This window comes from Luteimonas abyssi, assembly GCF_001482195.1.
Lineage (GTDB): Bacteria > Pseudomonadota > Gammaproteobacteria > Xanthomonadales > Xanthomonadaceae > Luteimonas > Luteimonas abyssi.
Genome location: NZ_KQ759763.1, coordinates 2,911,882 through 2,931,070, shown reverse-complemented (window position 1 = coordinate 2,931,070; position 19,189 = coordinate 2,911,882). Strand labels below are relative to the sequence as shown.

Sequence of the window (19,189 nt, the reverse complement as noted above, 5' to 3'; positions counted from 1 at the left end):
CCGCGCACCTGGGCGCGCGCGCACGTCGGCGCGATACGGGCCATGCGCGGGCGGTCCGGTCAGACCGGGTCCAGCTCGAACGGCTGGACGTCAACGCGTCGCGTCGGGGAGCACCCGCAGCACGCGGCCCTGCGGCGCGTCGGTGAGCAGGTAGAGCGCGCCGTCCGGCCCCGTGCGCACATCGCGGATGCGTTCGCCGAGCTCGGTGAACAGGGTTTCCTGCTCGCCCGGGACGCCATCGCGCATCGGCACGCGGCGGACGCTGCGCTCGACCAGCGCCGTCACGAACAGGCTCTCGCGCCAGGCGGGGAACAGCGCATCGTCGTACCAGGCCATGCCGGCCGGAGCGATCGACGGCGTCCAGTGCACGAGCGGCGGGGTGACGCCGGGCCACGTGCTGTACGGGCTGACCCGCGCGCCGGTGTAGTCGACGCCGTGGGTGGTGATCGGCCAACCGTAATCGGCACCGGCCTCGATGCGGTTGAGTTCGTCGCCGCCACGCGGTCCGTGTTCGTGCGCGTACAGCGCGTCGCCCACCCGCACCAGTCCCTGCGGGTTGCGGTGACCGACGCTGTAGATCTCCGGCCGAGCACCGGGCCGGTCGACGAAAGGATTGTCGTCGGGGATCCGGCCGTCGCGGCCGATGCGCAGCATCTTGCCCAGGTGGGTGTGCAGGCGCAGCGCGTCGGTACGTTCCAGATTCCCGTCGCCCATGCCCACCACCAGGGTGCCGTCGGCGAGCAGGGCCATCCGCCCGCCGAAGTGCTGGCCGTGCGGCTTGGCCGGCTGCGTGGTGAGGATCGGTTCGACGTCGTGCAGGCGGTCGCCGTCGAGCCGCGCACGCACGATGCGCAGATGATTCGCGCGCGCGGTGCCGTGGGCGAAGGACAGATAGATCGTCGCGTTGTCGGCGAAGTCCGGATCCACCATCACGTCGAACAGGCCCGCCTGGCCCTGGGCGAACACCGGCGGCACGCCGTCCACCGGCGTGTCCCGCAATGTCGGGGTGCCGTCGTCTCCGGGCGCGACGATGCGCAGGCGCCCCGGGCGCTCGGTCACCAGCATGCGGCCGTCGGGCAGAAAGGCGAGCGACCAGGGGAATTCGAGGTCCTGCGCCACCGTCTCGATGCGGTACTCGCCGGCCCAGGCCCACGGTGCCAGCAGCAGCGCGCACAGCCCGGCCAGCAGGCGATGGCGCGCGCGTGTGGACGGGCGCGGTCGCGCACCAGGACTTCGGGACGAACAGGGTTCGGACGGCACGGGCGACTCCACAGCGGCGCCGCGGATGCGGCATCATCGGACCCATGATGATGCCCGATGACGCCGCATGACCGCTTCGACCCGCTCGCGTGCCTGGGGGCGTCGTAGCATCGCCTTCGTCGCGGCGCTGGCGATCGCGGTGGTCTGGGGCTCGCTCGCGCAGACCCAGTTCAACCTGCAGGCGCTGGTGGCGTTCGTGGACATTCCGCCCGGCGTGCGCCTGCGGACATCGTGGCAGGATCTCCTCGGCTTCGGCCCTGTCTACGCAGGGCTCGTGCTGGCCGCCTGGCTGCCGGCGTTCCTGGCGGCTTCGGTGGTGGCGCGGTATGCGCCGCGCCTGCGCACCGGCACGTACGCGCTGGCGGCGGGCGCCGGCCTGGCGGTGGCGATCCGGGTCGCCGATGCGGTCGCGCCGATGCCCGTTCTGATCGATGCCACGAGAACCACCGTTGGTTTGCTGGTGCTGGCACTGGGCAGTGCGGTGGGTGGCGCGCTGTTCGCGCACTGGACGCGCGCGTCCGCGAAGGGGCGCATCGGTTCGCACGACGGCGCAGCATAGATCGGCCCGGGCGGAGTCGCGGCGGGCATGGCGTCCGCTGGCACGGGTGCCGCAGGTGATCACCGTCTGGTGGCGAACGCCCGGTCACGCATTCGCGGTCCGTGGGCGATACGTCGTGCCCACGCCCTCGATGGCCGGAGACACGCGCCCGCTCCGGATCGATCTGTCCGCCTCGCGACATCTTGCGGTCGCGTCCGCAGCGCTGTCGCGCAGGTGGCGCATCCGGTGTCGAGATCGTCGCGGCTGTCCTCGTGGCAGGGTGGGGTCGCGATCGCCCGCGTTAAGCTGGGGCACACCCCGAAGACCGAGTGCTCCCCGATGATTCGATCCGATACGACGCTCGCCGTGCTGCTGATCGCAGCGCTCTCGCCCTCGATCCCTGCGCAGGCCGCTGCCGGCGCCGCTGCCGCGCCGGATGCCTGGTGGCAGCGATTGAATGCGTTGTGCGGCCAGGCGTTCGAAGGCCGTCTGGTGCGGGCACCCGAAGGCGACCAGACCTTCCGCGCGGCGGCGCCGGTCATGCATGTGCGCGATTGCGCAGACAACCGGATCCGGATCCCGTTGGCGATCGGCGACGACCTGTCGCGGACATGGGTGTTCGAACGCACCGACGACGGCATCCACTTCTCGCACGACCATCGCGACGTGGACGGCGCCCCGGACACGGTGACCGGCTACGGCGGCACCACCAGCAATCCGGGCAGCGCCGACACGCAGTTGTTCCCGGCCGATGCGGCGACCGCCGAAGTCATTCCGGGCAGCGGGTTGCGCAGCGTATGGCTGGTGGAGATCCGTCCCGGCGACCGCTTCGTCTACGCCGCCAACCGGGTCGGCACCGAGCGGGGATTCCTGGTGGAGTTCGATCTGACCCGGCCGGTGGAAGCGCCCCCGGCCCCTTGGGGCTGGACCGACTAGCGCCGGGCGGCGGGCGCGGCAGGCCCGTGCGGAGATCGGGCCGCGCAGTGGCCGCCCGACGGGGCCGCACCCGGATCCGGTGCGGCGACCCAGACATCGCGGGATCGATCAGCCCGGCAGGGCGTCCCAGAAGGCTTCGATCCGGCGGCGCATCTCGGCATCGGGCAATGCGCCGCGCCCGGCGGCCAGATTGTCGTCCATGTTGGCCGGATTGGTGGTGCCGGGAATCGCCGCGGTCACGGCCGGGTGACCGAGGTTGTACTTGAGGAAGACCTGCGCCCAACTGGTGGCGCCGAACGTCGCGGCCCAGTCCGGCAACGGAACGTCGCGCACGCGCCCGAACAGGCTGCCGCGACGCCCGCCCAGCGGCACATTGAGCAGCACCCCCGTGCCGCGCGCCTGCGCGGCGGGAAACACGGTGTCCTCCGCGGCGCGGTTGTCGACCGAGTAATTCACCTGCACCACATCCAGGGCATGCCGCTCGATCAGCGCGGCGGTTTCGGCGTGCTGCTGGTTGGACGAGGTGGTGATGCCGATGTGGCGCAGGCGGCCGGCCTGCTTCCATTCGACCAGGGTCGGCAGGATCGCATCGGCGCCGTTGAGGTTGTGCACCATCATCAGGTCGATGGTGTCGGTGCGCAGGTGGGCGAAGGACGCCTCCATCTGGGCGATGCCGGCGGCGACATCGTCGTCGGGCGCGGTGCACTTGGTGGCCAGGAACAGTCGCTCGCGGATGCCGAGCTCTTCGATGAGTTCGCCGAGGACCGCTTCGGAGTTGCGGTACGACGGTGCGGTGTCGACCACGCTGTTCTCCAGCCGCGCCAGATGCTGCAGCACGGTCCGCAGCGGCGCCTTTTCCTCGGCGGTCTGCACGCCGTAGGCATTCGTGCCCAATCCGATCACGGGAATGCGCTCGCCGCTGGACGGAATCGCGCGCAGGATCGCCGCCTCGTCGTGTCCGCCCGTGCCGGCGGTGGTGGCGGCCTGTCGTGCCCAGACGGGCATGGCGAGTGCGGCACCGGCCAGGGCGACGCCTTGCAACAGGCGGCGACGGTACGGATTGTGATGTGCGTCGTTCATGGCGGCGCGTCCTCTCGAATCGGCGTGAATGCCCGATTCTTGCCGCTTTGCCGGTCGGGTGCAAAATCTCAAGCGCGCAACCGGTGTCGATGCGCTAGGCTCGGGAGGCCGCCCTGCGTCGCTACACGACGCTGCAGACGGTGGCGCGCATAGACACCGAGTCGATGACGGTGGCCTGGCCCACGGCGGGAGATTGAAGTGACGCAGTCGATGCAAGTGGCGGTCTGGTTGATCGGGATGCTGGTGCTGGTGGTGTTGACCTGGCGTGCGCGGCGCTGGCTGCGTGCGCGATCGCATCGGGAATTCGAGGATCTGGTGTTCCGGACCCCGGCCGGGCCGTTGCCGGGGCGTGAGATGACCGTGATCAAGCGGGTCGTGCATCCCGGCACCTCGGCCCTCGGCTCGGCGCGGGGCAGCGCGTTCTACTATTGCAAGGGGCCCGGTCCGAGCTATTTCATGGCGATGCGCGAAGCGCCCGACGCCCATCGCGGCGAAGGCACGCCCGGCGCCTGGGTGGTGACACCGCTGACGCCCGAGCGGCTGCGCGGTGCGCTGGCCGGCGACGAGGACGCGCTGGGTCGCGCGTTCGGCGACGTGATCGAAGATCGCCTGCGCGCCTGAGGCGCGTGCTGGCGTTGCGCATGTGCGGGCATGGTCAACGCGCGAGGCAGCGGCGATGATTCCGACATACCGATCGAACTGGAGATGGCGATGACAATGTCCCGCGCCAGGCGCCGCCTGCTCGGCCTGTGTGCCGCGGCCGCCGCGTGGCCTGCGCTGCCTGCGCTCGCTCGTGAGGCCACTGCCGCACGCGCGCCTCGTGCCGGCGACGAGGCCGATGCGGTGATGGCCGGTCTGGACCTGTCGGGACGCACGATCCTGGTGACCGGCTGCAATTCCGGCATCGGGTTCGAGACCATGCGGGTACTGGCGGGGTGCGGCGCGCATGTGATCGGCACGGCGCGCGACGCCGCCCGCGGTCGCGACGCCTGCGCGGCGGTGGACGGTCGGGCGACGCCGGTGGTGCTGGAGCTCACCGATCAGGCATCGATCGTCGCGTGCGCCGACCGGGTGCGTGCGCTGGCGCCGCGCCTGGATGCGGTGGTGTGCAATGCCGGCATCGTGCTGGGCGCCCACGAGCGGGTGGGCGCGGTGGAGAAGCAGTTCGCGGTCAACCATCTCGGGCATTTCCTGCTGGTCAACCGCCTGATCGACCGGGTCCTGGCCGCGCCCGAAGGACGCGTGGTCACGGTCGGCAGCGGCAACCATCGCGACGCGCCGGATGGCGGCATCCAGTTCGACCGTCTCGACGGCGAGGGTTGGTGGGAGCGCGGGTATTCCCATTCCAAGCTCGCCAACGGCCTGTTCTCGTGGAAACTGGCGCGGCGGCTGGCGGGGACCGCGGCTACGTCCAACTGCGTCACCCCGGGACACACCCGGACCGCGATCCTGCGCTCGACCGGATCTAAGTACGGCGAGAACGCACGCACGCCGGCACAGGGTGCGGCGATGCCGTGCTACGCCGCCGCGCATCCGGCGATGGCCGGCATCAACGGCGCCTACATGAGCGATTTCGCACCGGCCCGGCAAAGCGCGAGCCAGACCGACGCGGCGATGGCAGCACGCCTCTGGCAGGTCTCCGAATCGCTGGTGGCGCCGCATCTGCAGCCGTGGCCGGTCGCGTTGCGTGGCGGATGAGCCCGTCCGCACCACGCGCGCTTCGCGCCCCGACGTGCGGGCCGGGGTGATGGCGAATCTTCCGTCCCTGTCGATTCTTCATGTCGGCGCCACCGGTCTGGTCGGCGGCGAGGTGCTCGACCGCTTGCTCGCCGACGACCGGGTGGCCCGGGTGATCGCGCCGACCCGGCGCGCGCTCGGGCGCACACACGCCCGGCTCGACAATCCGGTGGTGGACTTCGACGCATTGCCGGCCGATGCGGCGTGGTGGGCGGTGGACGGGGTCATCTGCACGCTGGGGACCACGATGCGCCAAGCGGGATCCCGGGAGGCGTTTCGCCGGGTGGACCACGCCTATCCGTTGCAGGCGGCGCGCCTGGCGCATGCGCACGGCGCGCGCGCGTTCGCGCTCAATTCCGCAGCGGGCGCGAACGTCCGGTCGATGTTCTTCTACAGCCGGGTCAAGGGCGAGCTCGAGCGCGATCTCGACGTGCTCGGCTATGACAGCCTCACCCTGGTGCGTCCCGGCCTGATCGGCGGCGCGCGGAGCACGTCACGTGCAGGCGAGGACGCGGCCGGTGCCGTGCTGCGTGTCTTGGGTCCGATCCTGCCGCGCGCCTGGCGGATCAGCCCGGCCGGACGGATCGCCGACGCCCTGGTGGATGCCGTGCTGGCGGCGCGTCCGGGCCGTCATGTGGTCGGCCCCGCTGCGCTGTCGGGCGGCTAGCGGCGGGGGCACCGTCCGCGGCCGCCGCGAGGCAGGACACGGTGCGGGCCTCGAGGAGTGATCGAGGCGTCGCCCCGACCCGGCTGTGGCAAGCCGACGCGTCCGAACGCGTCGTCCCGCAGTCACCCATTGACGGGCATGCGTGGGAAGCGGATCGCCGTCCAGCGCGGTGCGTGTCTTCCGCCTTCAGCCGCGGGCGTCCCCGGTGCCGTCGCCGGTCCGCGCGAACGCGGCGAAGTCCGCGACGAAGGCTGACAGCCGTCGCCGGGTGGCCTCGTCCACCAAGGCGCCTTCGGCGTCGAACGCCTCCCCGGCGCGCGCGACCAGCAGACGACCGCCGTTCCACTGACGGACGCCGAGCGTGCGCAGCACCGGCAGCCACGCGCTCTGCGACGACAGCGTGCCGAAGCCACCCGGGGAGGCGCCGATCAGCGCGAATGCGCGATTCCCGAACAGGGTCGGGATGCCGGACGCCGGTCTGGACAGCCAGTCGATGGCGTTCTTGAACACCCCGGGGATGCCGTTGTTGTACTCGGGCGTGGCGAGGATCACGCCGTCGGCGGCGGCGATGCGAGCCTTCAGCGCGGACACGGCATCGGGGAGGCCTTCGGCCTGCTCGCGATCGCCGTCGTAGAGCGGAATGCCGTGCAGCGTCGCGATCTCGAAGGTGACGGGGGATGCGGCCAGTGCGCTTGCCGCCTGCAACAGCGCGGTGTTGTACGAAGCGCGGCGCAGACTGCCGGAAATGCCGAGCAGGTGAGGCATGGTGGTGTCCGAAACGGTCGGGACGCCAGTGTCGCACCGGGCGGCGGGGCGCGCAGCGTGCGTGTGCCATCGTGCCGCCGGTGCGGCAGCGGCAGCGGCAGCGGCAGCGTGCTTAGCGGGCGAGGCGAGGGCGATCGCCAGGATCCGCGACCGCCCGCGCGCGACGCTTCACCACTGGCCGTGCGGCAGGCCTGCAGACGCAGCGCTAGAATGCGCGGCCGTTCCGACGAGCGACCGTCATGCCCGGTGTCCGCGTTCTCCATCGACCCGATGCGGGCCTCGGGGGCTTGCGATGAGCCGCCTCGATGTCGATGTCGTCGTCGTGGGTGGCGGCGCGGCCGGCCTGATGTGCGCGATGACCGCCGGTGGTCGTGGATTGCGCACGCTGGTGCTGGAGGGCTCGAACAAGGTCGGCAAGAAGATCCTGATGTCGGGCGGTGGGCGCTGCAACTTCACCAATACCGGCACCGGGCCGGAGAACTACCTGTCGGGTAATCCGCACTTCGTGAAATCGGCGCTGGCGCGCTACACGCCGTGGCATTTCCTCGAACTGGTGGAGCGTCACCGGATCGCCTGGCACGAGAAGGAGCTCGGGCAGCTGTTCTGCGACGAATCTTCGAAGCTGATCGTGCGCATGCTGCTCGACGAGTGCGCCGCCGCCGGCGTGCGGGTGGAAACGCTGTCCGGCATCGGGCATGTGGCGGTGGACGACGACGGCCGGTTCCGGCTGTCGACCCGGCTCGGCGACGTGCACGCGGCGCGCCTGGTGGTCGCCAGCGGCGGCCTGTCGATTCCCAGCCTGGGTGCCAGCGGATTCGGCTACGCGCTGGCCGAGCGGTTCGGCCATGCGGTGTTGCCGACCCGCGCCGGATTGGTGCCGCTCACCTTGAGCGGCAAGCATCAGGCCCGGCTGGACGGCCTGGCGGGCGTGGCGTTTCCGGTGGAGGCGCGCTGCAACGGCCAGGCGTTCCGCAACGCCATGCTGGTCACCCACCGTGGCGTCAGCGGACCGGCGATCCTGCAGATCTCGTCCTATTGGCAGGCCGGCGATGCGTTGCAGCTGGATCTGCTGCCGGACCACGACGTGGAGACCCTGCTGCGCGACTGGCGACGCGACCGGCCCGACGCCGAACTGCGCACGCTGTTGTCGGAGGTGCTGCCACGGCGGTTCGCCCAGCGCTTGTGCGAGGTGTGGCTGCCGAATCGCCCGATGCGCCAGTACGACGCGCCGCAGTTGGCGCAGATCGCGGCGCAACTGCGCGACTGGGTGCTGGTGGCCAGCGGTACGGAGGGGTATCGCACCGCGGAGGTGACCCTCGGCGGAGTGGATACGGGGGCGGTGTCGTCGTCGACGTTCGAGTCGCGCCACGTGCCGGGGCTGCATTTCATCGGCGAGGTGCTCGACGTGACCGGCTGGCTGGGCGGCTACAACTTCCAATGGGCGTGGGCATCCGGCCACGCGGCAGGCGACGCGTTCTAGGTCGCGTCGCCCCGGGACTTGTGGCACTGACCCGAGCGGATGGCGCCGTCACAATCGCTCTGTCGCCGGCATGGAGCCGGCAGGAGAGACGCAATGCGTACCACGACACTCGCGGCGCTGCTGGCGCTGGCGTCATCGGGCGCGGCCGTCGGCGGCGATGGCCGTGCGGACGCCGACATGCGCGATCTGGCCGATCGCGCCGTCGCGCTGGCACTGGATGCGGACCCCCTGCAGGCGTACGTCGCGGGGCTGCCGCTCGACGCCCACGATGCGTGGCCGGACCGGAGCCCCGCGGCGCGCGCGCGTCTGCAGGCGGCCGAGGATGCGCTGGCCGAGGCGCTGGCGGACATCGACGCGGCGTCGCTGTCGTCGCAGACGCTGCGGCTCGATCATGCGCTGCTGACCGAACGGCTGACGGCGGGCCGCGGCCTGCGGGTGTGCCGCGGCCCGCTGTGGGACGTCAACCACATCTTCGGCTGGCATCTGCGTCTGGCCCGGGTGGCACGCGAGCAGCCGCTCGACGACGCGGCCCTGCGTGCGCAGGCGTTGACGCGCTGGAATGCGGTGCCCGCGCTGGTCGAGCGCGAGATCGCCAACCTGCGCGAAGGCCTCGCCGCCGGTTACTCGGCCCCCCGCAGCGTGGTGCGGCGGGTGGTGTCCCAGGTCGACGGCCTGGCGACGGCGGGCGCGGACGTCTCGCCGCTGGCCGAGCCGGCCCGGCGCAGCGACGACGCCGCGTTCTCCGCGGCATTCGAAGCCGTGATCGGGGACACGGTGAATCCTGGGCTGGCGCGCCTGCGCGATTTCCTGCGCGACGAGTACCTGCCGCGGGCACGCGAATCGCTCGCGGTGTCCGACAACCCCGGCGGTGCGGCCTGCTACGAGGCGTCGTTGCGCAGCTACACCACGCTCGATCGTGGTGCGCAGGCCGTGCACGATCTCGGCGTCGCCACGGTCGCCGGCAATCTGGCGGCCATCGCCGACATCGGCGAGCGGCATTACGGCACCCGCGACGTGCCGGACATCCTGGCGCGGGTACGCGACGCGGCGGACAACCGCTTCGACAGTGAGCAGGCGCTGATCGCGTTCTCGCGCGAAATGGTCGAGCGTGCCTTCGAGGCCACCGCCTCGCTGTTCCACGCGATGCCGGCGCAACCGTTGCGTGCCGACCCGTTCCCGGACTACATGCGCGGCTCGGGGGCCAGCGCGCATTACGAGCCGTCGTCGGATCCGTCGCGGCCGGCGTACTACCGGATCGACAGCGAGGGCTGGCAGACCGAGACCCGCGGCGCGGCCGAGATCACCGCCGTGCACGAGAGCTACCCGGGACATCACATGCAGTTCGCCCAGGCGCTGACGCTGGAGAAGACGCCGCTGGCGCGGCTCAGTTTCAACTCGGCCTATGCGGAGGGCTGGGGGCGCTACGCCGAGCAGTTGGCCGAGGAAGCGGCGATCTATACCGACGACTATGCGCCGATCCAGCGCCGCGCCTGGCCGGCGCGCGGCATGGTCGCCGACCCGGGGCTGCACGTGCTGGGCTGGAGCCGCGAGCGGACCGTCGCCTACCTGCTGGAGAGCGGCCGCTTCGGCCCGCAGGAAACCGAGGCGCTGGTCGACCGCATGGCGATCATGCCGGGCCAGCTCACCGCCTACGATTCGGGCGGCCTGGAAATCCTCGCTCTGCGGCAGGAGGCGGAAGCCGCGTTGGGCGATGCCTTCGATCTGCGCGACTTCCACGACGTGGTGCTCGGCGAGGGGACGGTGCCGCTGGGCCTGTTGCGCCGGAACGTCGAGGCCTGGATCGCCGCGCGACGCGGTGTCGGTGCCGAGTGACGCGCGGCACGCGCGCCGCATGCATGGCATCCTCTGCGGCCGTTCTTCGCCCGGAGGCGCCATGACCCCGTCCCGAATGTTCCGCCTGGCCGCGCCGGTCGCGTTGGCGCTGGCGCTGGCGCTGGCCGCCTGCGGGGGACCGCCGCCGTACACCGGCGGACGGGTCGCCGATCTCGAACGCATCGACGTGGTGACCGGCGACGGCGATACCGCACGCGCCGGCGATACGGTACGCGTGCACTACACCGGGTGGCTGTACGACGAGAACGCCGCCGACGACCGCGGCGCGCAGTTCGACAGTTCGCACGATCGCGGCGAAGCCTTCGCGTTTCCACTGGGCGCCGGACGCGTGATCCGTGGCTGGGACGATGGCGTGGCCGGCATGCGCGTGGGCGGGCGCCGAGAACTGCGCATCCCGCCGGAGTTCGGTTACGGCGACCGCGGCGCCGGTCGCGCCATCCCGCCGGGCGCATCGCTGGTGTTCGACGTCGAATTGCTCGGGATCGAGCGACCCTGAGTCGTCCCTGCGTGCGCTCAGCGTGGCGTGCGCAGGGCGGGGAATTGAGTGGTCATGCGCATGCCGCCGACCAGTCCCCAGCGGATGCCGATGCGGCGCAACCGGGCCTCGATGTCGGCCCGGGCGGCGGGCGGTGCGAGTGCGAGGACTGCATCGTGGCGTTCGGCCCAGGCGTTGGCGTAGGCGAACAGGTCGCGGTGCTGATGCTGCAGGCCCGGCATCTCCTGTTCGAGCAGGCGCAATGCGTCCTCGACAGGCTGCATGGCGTCGGGGAGGAGAGGAGGCGCGGTCGTCGGGGCGTCGGGCATCGGGCGATGATATCGGGAAGTCGGCGTCTCGAAGGCATGGCCCCGGAGAGGCGGTGGGTCGAACCGTCGCCCGCGGCGTTGCCTGCCCGGGCCGCGCGATGATGCGCCAGGAAGTGTGAGGGCCGGCGAAACGGATGCGCAGCGCGCCGTCGTGCTCCCGACGCGTCCGTAGCGGCTGAACGGCGCGTCGGCGCCGTCGCCGCGGCCGTCACGCGGGGCTTCCTAGAGTCTGCCTACCGATCCAATGAAGGCTTACACAGGAGGCGATATGAAGATTCCGGCGAAGACCCTGGTGGTGGTGGCGGACGGCGGCGGCGCGCGGATGTTCCGCAATGTCGGCGACGAGCAGTACCTGATGCTGCGCCAGGAGGAATTGCGGGAAGTCGTCAATGCCAACGATGACGGCCCGAGCGGCGCGATGCCGCCGGAATCCAGCGGCAGCGAGATCGACGAGGCCACGTTCGCCAAGCAGCTCGCCAACAGCCTCAACGCCGGCGCGCTCAAGCACAAATACGACCACCTGGTCCTGATGGCGGATCCGCAGACCCTGGGCCAGATGCGGCCGATGCTGCACAAGGAAACGACCCAGCGCATGCTGGCCGAGGTGGCCAAGAATCTGACCAATGCGCCGCTGGAGGACATCGAGCGCGCGCTGTCCTGAGGTTCCGTCCGGCAGGGAGCCGTACCCCCTCCGGCCGGCTCGCTCAAAGAATGCGAGCGAACGAGGGGAGTCCCTCTATCGTCTCGGAATAGGGCGTGCCGACGGGTATCATGGCATGTACAGGCGTGAGTGCGCCTTCCCATTTTCGATGACGGTGGGCCGATTGGTTTTCCGTGCTTGGACAGGTCTGCGAATACATGCTCGATCAGACAAAGAAATTACTGCAACGCTTGTTGGCCATTGTGTGGGTCAGACGGGGGGTCGAAGCGGTTACCCGGGTTCTGCTTGAGATATTGGCCGCAAACCGTTTGACGTCGCTCGTGTACAGCGTCCTGAGCATCCCGACCTTCAATCGCGAGCAGTATGCGGTGCTGCGGGGCAGGAGGGATTACTACCGCAATCTCAGTCGCGAGCGAACGACGCGTACCGAGCTGCGACGCAATGTCCATCGTTTGGAGAAGGGCATCCTGATGCGGCCCCGGCGGGAGGTGTTCGCCTTGGAGTATCTGGTCGAAACGATCGAGTTCTACGAACGCGCTGCTCTCGACCATGCACGTGGCACCTCCGAGCCGGAAGAACTGGCTTGGGCGTTCAGCGTGCTGGAGACCTATTTTGCCGTCGTCGACGTCACGCATCCGCGTATTGCGCAGGCTCGCGAACGTTTCGAAGCCACCCGAGTCCATTTCGTGCCCGAGCGACGCGAGCGGGTGCCCTACAGACACTCGGAGATCATCCCTAGCGCAGCGTCGTACGAGGATGTATTGGCACTTGCGCGCCAGCGCCGCTCGACCCGCTGGTTCCAGCAGCGCCCCGTTCCCAGGGAACTGGTCGACAAGGCTCTGCTCGTCGCACGCGAGTCACCGTCCGCTTGCAACAGGCTCCCTTACGAGTTCCGCATCTTCGACGACCCCGCACTGGTCGCCCGGGTTGCTTCGATTCCGGTCGGTACCGCCGGGTATGGACACCAGATCCCGATGTTGGCGGTGGTGATTGGCCGACTTCACCACTACTTCAGTCCGCGCGACCGCCACGTCATCTATGTGGATGGCGCGTTGGCCAGCATGTCGTTCATGTATGCGCTCGAGTCCCTCGGGCTCGCCTCAAGCGTCATCAACTGGCCGGATTTCGAGCCCTTGGAACGTAAGATGCAGAAAGCCCTGAAGCTGGACGATGATGAGCGGGTGATCATGCTCGTGGCGGTGGGTTATGCAGACCCGGACGGGTTGATCGCGCATTCGGAGAAGAAGCCTCTGGATGTCATTCGCAGCTACAACAGCAACGTGGGTGACTGACTGGGATCAAGAGCGACGCGCTGAACACGTCAGCCTGTGCTGCCCGTGCCGCCGCGATCGCGAAGTAGCGGTGAAAGGGCTTCTTGGCCAACCACCATCAGTAGGTCGACGGCAAGGTAGACCAGTCGCGACAGCACGGTGATCGTCAGTGCCTCGCCGGTGCTGGCGAATGGCAGCAGTGCGACGGTGAGGATGGCGTCGCGCACGCCCAGGCCCGCCGGTGCGAAGGGCACCATGAATCCGATCGCGTAAGCAGCGGCATAGAGGCCGGTGGCGAACGCGAGACCGGTGTCGAGCCCGCAGGCGCGGGCGAGCACCCAGAATGCGATGCCCAGCAGTGCCCATGTCACCAACTGCACCAGCAACACGCGCATGTCGGGCCAGGCCAGCCGGGCGTAGCGATCGAAAAGATGGCGCTTCCACACGAACAGCGCCGCAATGCTCGCCAGGCATGCAGCTCCGAACCCGACCAGCCACCGCGTGACGCCGCGGCCGAGTGCTTCGGCCATCAACGGCAGCAGCGAGCCGGTAAGCAGGGCGCCGATCGCTGCTGCGCCGACGACCACCCACAAGCTTTCGATGAGCAGGATGTCACGGATCTGGGCGTACTCGGCCCCACGATGACGATAAGCGGCGGCGCGGCCGACGAACTGCCAGATCGACCCTGGCAGGTACTTGCCGAGTTGGCTGAGGTTGTAGAGTGTCGCCGCCTCGACATAACCAAGGCGGAATCCCAGTCGCTTCGCGGCTAAGCGCGCATTCTCGGCCAGGCAAAGCTTGGCGGCCATTGTCAGGATCACGCTGGCACCCACCATCCAGGGTGACAGGCCAAGGAGTGTCTGCGCCATCTCGTTCCAGGATCGCTGCACGACCAACGCGGCCGCCAGCACCACCAGACCGATCCAGGCCCACTTCGCTATGCCGATCAGGTGCGCGCGCATGTCGCAACTCCCCTGTACATCGGCGGGGACATGGCCTTGCCTTGCGCTCGCATCGCCATCAACCGTGGGCCCCGCTGACGCGGTAAACAATGAACCCGCGACCTTCTGCCACCATCACCCGGTGATCCTCTGTGAAGCGGTTATCGAGGTCCGCCAGCAGACGCGGGAACTCGGATGTGTGATGGTGATTGAAGACCGTGACCAAATAATCATAGTCGCGAATGAACTCGCGGTCCTGGTCAAACGGAAAATGTGCATGATCCTCATCGGCCCAAGTGATCACGCTACGCGAATGCAGGCCGCCCGGCTGCTTGCCGAGGTAGTAGTCGAACATCGAGATCTGGCGGAAGCCAGTGTCGTAGATCACGTAACGATGTGCGGGGTCGGCGTTGATCTTCAGCGCCAGCATGCTGGCGATCAGACGCCAGTCGACCTTTTCCGCCGTGGCCGCTTGATAGCCGCCCGGGGCGACCGTAGTCAATGCTAGGACCATACCCAGAACAGCGGCGAACCGGTACGCCACGCGCAGGGGGCGCGCCGCCATCAGCCGGCCTGCGGCGATCGCCAACACGTGCAGGAGCTCAAACAGACCCATCACCAGCAGCATCGCGATGGGGGGCGTGCAAAAGATGAAGTAGCGATCGCGATAGCCGTCCTGGCCGAAGGCGCTAAGCACGATGAAGGCCAGCAGTGCCGGCAGCAGTGCCCAGACCAGTACGTAGAGCGTGAGGTACTGGCGGATGGCGCGCGTGCGTCCGGCGGCCAGGCGGACCAGCGCGCGCGCGACCCGCACCAAGGCGAAGGCCAGCAATACGAGGGCGACGCCACCCCCTGCGTTAGGCGCGACCACGTAGTCGAAGAAGGTGCTGAAGAATCCGCTGCCGGCGGTCCCACCAGCGAACTGGTCGCCCTGGCCGTAACGCTGGACCATGGAGTCGCCCCAGATCACGATCAGGATCAGCGGCGGTAGCGCACCGACCACAGCCAATCGCAACAGCGCTCCCGGGCGTCTCCAGCCGTGGTGGCGATGCAGCAGCACAGCCAGGAGAAATGCGCCCTGAGCGGCGATGAAGAACGCCATGTAGTAATGGGTGAAAAGAGCACCGGTGTTGAGCGCGATCAGCGCGAGTGTGCCCGGGTTGCGCGCGAACTCCCCCCACCCGCGCACGATCGGCATGTCGCCGATGAAGCGGCACATCGCGAGTGACGAGGCGCAAGCCCACATCAGCACCATCGCATAGGAGCGCGTTTCCAGTGCCGCGTACACGGGTGCGCTCATCAGGCTGAAGACCAGAAGCACCAGCAGCGACATGCGGCGGCCCGACATCCGCAGAGAAAACAGATAGAGACCACCTGAAGCGATCGCCACGAACAAGTTGGACAGGGTCCGCGTGGCAGCCTCGGTGTCGCCGAAAAGCTGTATCCACCAGAACAGCAAGATCTGGTAGAGCGGTGGGTGGATGATGCCGCGCATCGAATCGATTACGCCGGCGATGCCGGTCTGGGTCACGGCGTGGACCTGAATCGAGAACAGCTCGTCGAGCCAGTACGATTGCGCCCCTGACAATGCCATCCGACCGGCGAAGGCGACGAAGATCACCAGCACCGCAGCAGTATGCCAGCCGTTCGGCCAGCGCGCCGAACGGTGGTGTGCGGATATGCTCATTGCGGTTGCTGGGCCTCGGCGCCGCGAGGCGATGTGGGCAATCGCAGCAGCGTCGCCAGTGCATCGAACTGCGATGCCGATGAGGCTTCCACCTCGTTGCGCGCAGCCGCAATGCGTGCGCGACGATCGGCGTCCAGTGCGAGCGTACGATCGATGGCGGGCAGCAACGTGGTATCGAGTTGCGCGAAATCGACGGCGTCATCCTGGCAGCCGAACATTTCCAGCACCTCGCCGTACTTGTGGCTCCAGCCTACGACGAACACGGGCACCCCGAGTGAGAGGCCGGCGACCATCGCGTGGAACCGAGAGGTGATCAGCAGTTTGCACGGCTCGATCAGGGCACGGATGGCGTCGGTGTTGATGTCCTGCTCGATCCAAGTGGTGTTGGCCTCGATCGCATCGGGTGCCAATCTTTCGACTTCGCGTCGGAGTTTGGCGATGACGGGAAGGTCGTTGTTGCGGAGTGCGTCGACACCGGCACGAGTGGCGTTGGGCAGCACCACCACGTGGTAACCGGATGCGCGCAGGTGCAGCAACGCGCGTGCTAGCAAGCCGATGTAATCAATGCCGGCGGTGCGCGTCTTGCCCAGAACCACCGCGCTGGGCGAGAGCCCGACGATCTCACGCCCAGCAGCGCGTGTAGCCCGCAGACGCTCCAACGCGCCGCGGATGCGGTCGGGACCTTCGTCAGTCACGCTGTCGCCGGCCCTGAACCCGAAAGCGATGTCGGCGGCGATTCGCCAGCGATCGGCCGGAAGGCCGAGAGTCTCGATGTGGGCTGCGGTGGCACGCCCCCGCGCAAACACGTAGCGACAGGCGCCTAAGAATCGCTTCGAAAGCTGTCGGTTGAGCGAGGTTTGGAACGGTCCCCGAGCCTGTGACAGGTGCACCACTGGAACGCCGTGCAAGATGGCCGGCCAGACGCAGAACACGTTGTAGATCAACGCTCCTGGGCGGTTGTCGTGGAAGGAGATGCCCGAGACGTCCAATTGGGCAGTGCAAGCGCGCAGGTCGCGCACCGACGGGGGCAGCAGGCGGTCAGGCCAGCGCAGACCGATCTTGCGAGCCGCCCAGCACAAAAGCGCCCAGGGCGCCTGTACCAGCAATTGATGCATGGGCGTTGCGGAGGCGATCGCGGCGTGCGGCGAATCGAGCAGGATGCGATCGCGATCTGGATAGTAGGACAACACCAGAAAGCGGGCGTCGGGGCGGTGATCGCGTACCCGGGCCATGGTGGTGGTGACCATGGCTTCGGCGCCGCGGTTACCCCACAGCGTGCCGCCGATGATGGCGTAGCATTCGCGCGTCATGTCTGTCGTACCTCAGGGTTGGTTGTCGAGTCGGTTCTTTCCGCGACCGAGGCCATCGGGTCTTCATGCGGCGATGTCCTGATCATGAGTTCGGCCAGTACGCCGATGGAGACCATCTGCACGGAGAAGATCGTCAGCAGCACGCCGAGGAAGAACAGCGGGCGACCGTCGATGGGGTGGCCGAGAAACCACTGCACCGCGAGGATGCCCAGGATGACGAAACCCACCACTCCGAACAGCACACCGAGACCGCCGAGGAGGTGGCCCGGACGTCGGAAGAAGCGAGTGATGGCGAGGATGGTGATCAGGTCGATCAGGCCGCGCACGTAGCGTTCGAGCCCGTATTTGCTGACGCCGTGCTCGCGAGGGTGATGCTCGACCGCGATCTCGGCGATGCGGTAGCCCAAGTCCCGCGCGAGCACCGGCACGTAGCGGTGCAGTTCACCGTACAGGCGGACGTTCTCAATCACCCCGCGCCGGTAGGCCTTGAAGCCGCAGTTGAAGTCGTGCAGGTCGACCCCCGACATCCACGACGTTACCTTATTGAAGAGCTTCGAGGGCAGAGTCTTGGATAACGGGTCGTTGCGCTTCTCCTTCCAGCCCGACACCAGGTCGTAACCCTCGTTCAGCTTGTCGAGAAAACGTCCGATCTCCTTTGGGTCGTCCTGGAGGTCGGCATCCATGGTCATTATGATGTCGCCGGTGGCGGCTTGGAACCCGAGATCCAGTGCAGCCGCCTTGCCGAAATTGCGGCGCAGTCTAAACGCCTTGACCAGCGCGGGCTGGAGTTCAGCCAGTGTGCGCATCGTCGCCCACGTCCCATCGGAACTACCATCGTCGACGAACACGATCTCCCAACGGGACACATTCGGTATTGACTCGGTCGAGTCCCGGATGCGGTCGACCAGGATGCCGAGGGTTTCCTCTTCGTTGTAGGCTGGGATAACGACACTGACCTGCATTCGGATTCCTGTCTGGACATGGCCCACAGCGGGTCTGCCGAGGACATAACCTCGTGGAACCGCGATACCGGGAACCGCGCAGTTTACCGGCTGAAGGCCCGCGCGACGTTATCGCCGCGTTCATCCGCCCCCGAGCGTCGCCGTGTCGATCACGAAGCGGTAGCGCACGTCGCCGGCGAGCATGCGCTCGTAAGCGCGATTGATCTCCGCGATGTCGATGATCTCGACATCGGCGGCGACGCCGTGTTCCGCGCAGAAATCCAGCATCTCCTGGGTCTCGCGGATGCCGCCGATCATCGAGCCGGCCAGGCGGCGACGCTTGGTCACCAGCGAGAACGCGCCCACCGGGGTCGGGTCCTCGGGAATCCCGAGCAGGATCATGGTGCCGTCCACCTTCAGCAGGTTGAGGTAGGCGTTGTAGTCGTGCTGCGCGGAGACGGTGTCGACGATGTAGTCGAACGTGCCGGCATGCTGGCGGAACATGCTGCGCTCGCGGGTGGAAAGGAACGCGTGCGCCCCCAGGGCCATGGCGTCGGCGCGCTTGGCTTCGGAGGTGCTGAGGACGGTCACTTCGGCGCCCATCGCGCTCGCCAGCTTCACCGCCATGTGGCCCAGGCCGCCGAGGCCGACCACGGCGACCCGGTCGCCGGGCGCGACGCCGAAGTGGCGCAGCGGCGAATAGGTGGTGATGCCGGCGCACAGCAGCGGTGCCGCGCGCTCCAGCGCGATGCCGTCGGGGATGCGCAGCACGTACTGTTCGTCGACGACGATGCGGGTCGAGTAGCCGCCGTGGGTGGGCACGTCGCTGCCGCGTTCGCGGTCGTTGTAGGTCGCGGTCATGCCCTGCTCGCAGTACTGCTCCTCGCCGGCGCGGCACTGTGCGCACTCGCGGCAGGAGTCGACGAAGCAGCCCACGCCGACGGCATCGCCCACCTTGTGCCGGGTGACGCCGGCGCCGACCGCGGCGACCCGGCCGACGATCTCGTGGCCGGGCACCATCGGGAAGATCGCGCCGCCCCACTCGTCGCGGACCTGGTGGAGGTCGGAGTGGCAGACGCCGCAGTAGAGGATGTCGATCAGGACCTCGTGCGCGCGCGGCTCGCGTCGCTCGATGGTGATCGGCGCGAGCGCGTCGTGGGCCGACGGCGCGGCATAGGCGGGGGTGCGCAGCATGCGGAATTCCAGCGGGGAGGGAAGAGCGGACGCGATGCTAACCCGCAGGCGTGCGGGCGGCGT

19 protein-coding genes are annotated in these 19,189 nt (G+C 68.6%); 10 read left to right on the top strand and 9 right to left on the bottom strand.

Annotation, left to right across the window (positions count from 1 at the left end):
* Window positions 1–90 precede the first annotated feature (90 nt).
* Window positions 91–1,260: a PQQ-dependent sugar dehydrogenase gene (locus RG19_RS12700; RefSeq protein WP_202905336.1), complete on the bottom strand. Its 1,170-nt coding sequence runs from the start codon at window positions 1,258–1,260 to the stop codon at window positions 91–93.
* Between the two features lie 67 nt (window positions 1,261–1,327).
* On the opposite strand from RG19_RS12700, the gene RG19_RS12695 reads away from it, so the two are divergent.
* Window positions 1,328–1,819 (top strand): hypothetical protein, encoded by a 492-nt coding sequence (locus RG19_RS12695; RefSeq protein ID WP_058835584.1) that lies wholly within the window; start codon window positions 1,328–1,330, stop codon window positions 1,817–1,819.
* A gap of 318 nt (window positions 1,820–2,137) precedes the next feature.
* On the top strand, window positions 2,138–2,734 hold the full coding sequence (locus tag RG19_RS12690; RefSeq protein WP_202905335.1) for a hypothetical protein: 597 nt from the start codon (window positions 2,138–2,140) through the stop codon (window positions 2,732–2,734).
* 108 nt (window positions 2,735–2,842) lie between these two features.
* Here RG19_RS12690 and RG19_RS12685 read toward each other — a convergent pair whose 3' ends face one another.
* Window positions 2,843–3,814 (bottom strand): aldo/keto reductase, encoded by a 972-nt coding sequence (locus RG19_RS12685; protein WP_058835583.1) that lies wholly within the window; start codon window positions 3,812–3,814, stop codon window positions 2,843–2,845.
* A 198-nt stretch (window positions 3,815–4,012) separates the two neighbouring features.
* Between RG19_RS12685 and RG19_RS12680 the strand changes: the two genes are divergently transcribed.
* From RG19_RS12680 to RG19_RS12670, 3 genes are all read left to right on the top strand, one after another.
* Entirely contained in the window at window positions 4,013–4,435 is a 423-nt protein-coding gene (locus tag RG19_RS12680; protein WP_157515259.1) for a hypothetical protein, read from the top strand.
* A 90-nt stretch (window positions 4,436–4,525) separates the two neighbouring features.
* A complete protein-coding gene (locus RG19_RS12675) occupies window positions 4,526–5,512 on the top strand; it encodes an SDR family NAD(P)-dependent oxidoreductase (protein WP_162267075.1) in 987 nt (328 codons plus the stop codon).
* 49 nt (window positions 5,513–5,561) lie between these two features.
* Window positions 5,562–6,218 carry a Rossmann-fold NAD(P)-binding domain-containing protein gene (locus tag RG19_RS12670; RefSeq protein ID WP_238376637.1) on the top strand — a complete coding sequence of 219 codons (657 nt, stop codon included), beginning with the start codon at window positions 5,562–5,564 and terminating at the stop codon, window positions 6,216–6,218.
* Between the two features lie 186 nt (window positions 6,219–6,404).
* Here RG19_RS12670 and RG19_RS12665 read toward each other — a convergent pair whose 3' ends face one another.
* Window positions 6,405–6,983: an NADPH-dependent FMN reductase gene (locus RG19_RS12665; protein ID WP_058835580.1), complete on the bottom strand. Its 579-nt coding sequence runs from the start codon at window positions 6,981–6,983 to the stop codon at window positions 6,405–6,407.
* Window positions 6,984–7,275: 292 nt separating this feature from the next.
* On the opposite strand from RG19_RS12665, the gene RG19_RS12660 reads away from it, so the two are divergent.
* The 3 genes from RG19_RS12660 (at window position 7,276) to RG19_RS12650 (ending at window position 10,813) form a co-directional block, all read left to right on the top strand.
* Complete coding sequence (locus tag RG19_RS12660; RefSeq protein ID WP_058835579.1) at window positions 7,276–8,463, top strand: BaiN/RdsA family NAD(P)/FAD-dependent oxidoreductase; 1,188 nt, start codon at window positions 7,276–7,278, stop codon at window positions 8,461–8,463.
* A gap of 93 nt (window positions 8,464–8,556) precedes the next feature.
* Entirely contained in the window at window positions 8,557–10,296 is a 1,740-nt protein-coding gene (locus RG19_RS12655; protein WP_058835578.1) for a DUF885 domain-containing protein, read from the top strand.
* 61 nt (window positions 10,297–10,357) lie between these two features.
* Window positions 10,358–10,813 carry an FKBP-type peptidyl-prolyl cis-trans isomerase gene (locus RG19_RS12650; protein WP_082672661.1) on the top strand — a complete coding sequence of 152 codons (456 nt, stop codon included), beginning with the start codon at window positions 10,358–10,360 and terminating at the stop codon, window positions 10,811–10,813.
* Window positions 10,814–10,830: 17 nt separating this feature from the next.
* On the opposite strand, the gene RG19_RS12645 is transcribed toward RG19_RS12650, so the two are convergent.
* On the bottom strand, window positions 10,831–11,121 hold the full coding sequence (locus RG19_RS12645; RefSeq protein ID WP_058835576.1) for a hypothetical protein: 291 nt from the start codon (window positions 11,119–11,121) through the stop codon (window positions 10,831–10,833).
* A 268-nt stretch (window positions 11,122–11,389) separates the two neighbouring features.
* Between RG19_RS12645 and RG19_RS12640 the strand changes: the two genes are divergently transcribed.
* Complete coding sequence (locus RG19_RS12640) at window positions 11,390–11,782, top strand: host attachment family protein (RefSeq protein ID WP_058835575.1); 393 nt, start codon at window positions 11,390–11,392, stop codon at window positions 11,780–11,782.
* A 197-nt stretch (window positions 11,783–11,979) separates the two neighbouring features.
* Window positions 11,980–13,074: a nitroreductase family protein gene (locus tag RG19_RS12635; RefSeq protein WP_058835574.1), complete on the top strand. Its 1,095-nt coding sequence runs from the start codon at window positions 11,980–11,982 to the stop codon at window positions 13,072–13,074.
* 29 nt (window positions 13,075–13,103) lie between these two features.
* On the opposite strand, the gene RG19_RS12630 is transcribed toward RG19_RS12635, so the two are convergent.
* The 5 genes from RG19_RS12630 to RG19_RS12610 form a co-directional block, all read right to left on the bottom strand.
* Window positions 13,104–14,015, bottom strand: coding sequence for a lysylphosphatidylglycerol synthase transmembrane domain-containing protein (locus tag RG19_RS12630; protein WP_058835573.1), 912 nt, complete (start codon window positions 14,013–14,015; stop codon window positions 13,104–13,106).
* 58 nt (window positions 14,016–14,073) lie between these two features.
* Window positions 14,074–15,681, bottom strand: coding sequence for a glycosyltransferase family 39 protein (locus RG19_RS12625; RefSeq protein ID WP_058835572.1), 1,608 nt, complete (start codon window positions 15,679–15,681; stop codon window positions 14,074–14,076).
* Entirely contained in the window at window positions 15,678–16,991 is a 1,314-nt protein-coding gene (locus RG19_RS12620) for a polysaccharide pyruvyl transferase family protein (RefSeq protein WP_058835571.1), read from the bottom strand. Before RG19_RS12620 ends, RG19_RS12625 begins: the two co-directional genes overlap by 4 nt.
* Complete coding sequence (locus RG19_RS12615) at window positions 16,988–17,953, bottom strand: glycosyltransferase family 2 protein (protein ID WP_058835570.1); 966 nt, start codon at window positions 17,951–17,953, stop codon at window positions 16,988–16,990. Before RG19_RS12615 ends, RG19_RS12620 begins: the two co-directional genes overlap by 4 nt.
* 120 nt (window positions 17,954–18,073) lie before the next feature.
* Window positions 18,074–19,126 (bottom strand): NAD(P)-dependent alcohol dehydrogenase, encoded by a 1,053-nt coding sequence (locus RG19_RS12610; protein WP_058835569.1) that lies wholly within the window; start codon window positions 19,124–19,126, stop codon window positions 18,074–18,076.
* Window positions 19,127–19,189 lie beyond the last annotated feature (63 nt).

Coding starts and splice junctions, on each gene's coding strand:
- RG19_RS12695 (WP_058835584.1), top strand. CDS start 1,328: ATGACCGCTTCGACCCGCTCGCGTGCCTGGGGGCGTCGTAGCATCGCC.
- RG19_RS12690 (WP_202905335.1), top strand. CDS start 2,138: ATGATTCGATCCGATACGACGCTCGCCGTGCTGCTGATCGCAGCGCTC.
- RG19_RS12685 (WP_058835583.1), bottom strand. CDS start 3,814: ATGAACGACGCACATCACAATCCGTACCGTCGCCGCCTGTTGCAAGGC.
- RG19_RS12675 (WP_162267075.1), top strand. CDS start 4,526: ATGACAATGTCCCGCGCCAGGCGCCGCCTGCTCGGCCTGTGTGCCGCG.
- RG19_RS12670 (WP_238376637.1), top strand. CDS start 5,562: ATGGCGAATCTTCCGTCCCTGTCGATTCTTCATGTCGGCGCCACCGGT.
- RG19_RS12665 (WP_058835580.1), bottom strand. CDS start 6,983: ATGCCTCACCTGCTCGGCATTTCCGGCAGTCTGCGCCGCGCTTCGTAC.
- RG19_RS12660 (WP_058835579.1), top strand. CDS start 7,276: ATGAGCCGCCTCGATGTCGATGTCGTCGTCGTGGGTGGCGGCGCGGCC.
- RG19_RS12655 (WP_058835578.1), top strand. CDS start 8,557: ATGCGTACCACGACACTCGCGGCGCTGCTGGCGCTGGCGTCATCGGGC.
- RG19_RS12650 (WP_082672661.1), top strand. CDS start 10,358: ATGACCCCGTCCCGAATGTTCCGCCTGGCCGCGCCGGTCGCGTTGGCG.
- RG19_RS12645 (WP_058835576.1), bottom strand. CDS start 11,121: ATGCCCGACGCCCCGACGACCGCGCCTCCTCTCCTCCCCGACGCCATG.
- RG19_RS12640 (WP_058835575.1), top strand. CDS start 11,390: ATGAAGATTCCGGCGAAGACCCTGGTGGTGGTGGCGGACGGCGGCGGC.
- RG19_RS12635 (WP_058835574.1), top strand. CDS start 11,980: ATGCTCGATCAGACAAAGAAATTACTGCAACGCTTGTTGGCCATTGTG.
- RG19_RS12630 (WP_058835573.1), bottom strand. CDS start 14,015: ATGCGCGCGCACCTGATCGGCATAGCGAAGTGGGCCTGGATCGGTCTG.
- RG19_RS12625 (WP_058835572.1), bottom strand. CDS start 15,681: ATGAGCATATCCGCACACCACCGTTCGGCGCGCTGGCCGAACGGCTGG.
- RG19_RS12620 (WP_058835571.1), bottom strand. CDS start 16,991: ATGACGCGCGAATGCTACGCCATCATCGGCGGCACGCTGTGGGGTAAC.
- RG19_RS12615 (WP_058835570.1), bottom strand. CDS start 17,953: ATGCAGGTCAGTGTCGTTATCCCAGCCTACAACGAAGAGGAAACCCTC.
- RG19_RS12610 (WP_058835569.1), bottom strand. CDS start 19,126: ATGCTGCGCACCCCCGCCTATGCCGCGCCGTCGGCCCACGACGCGCTC.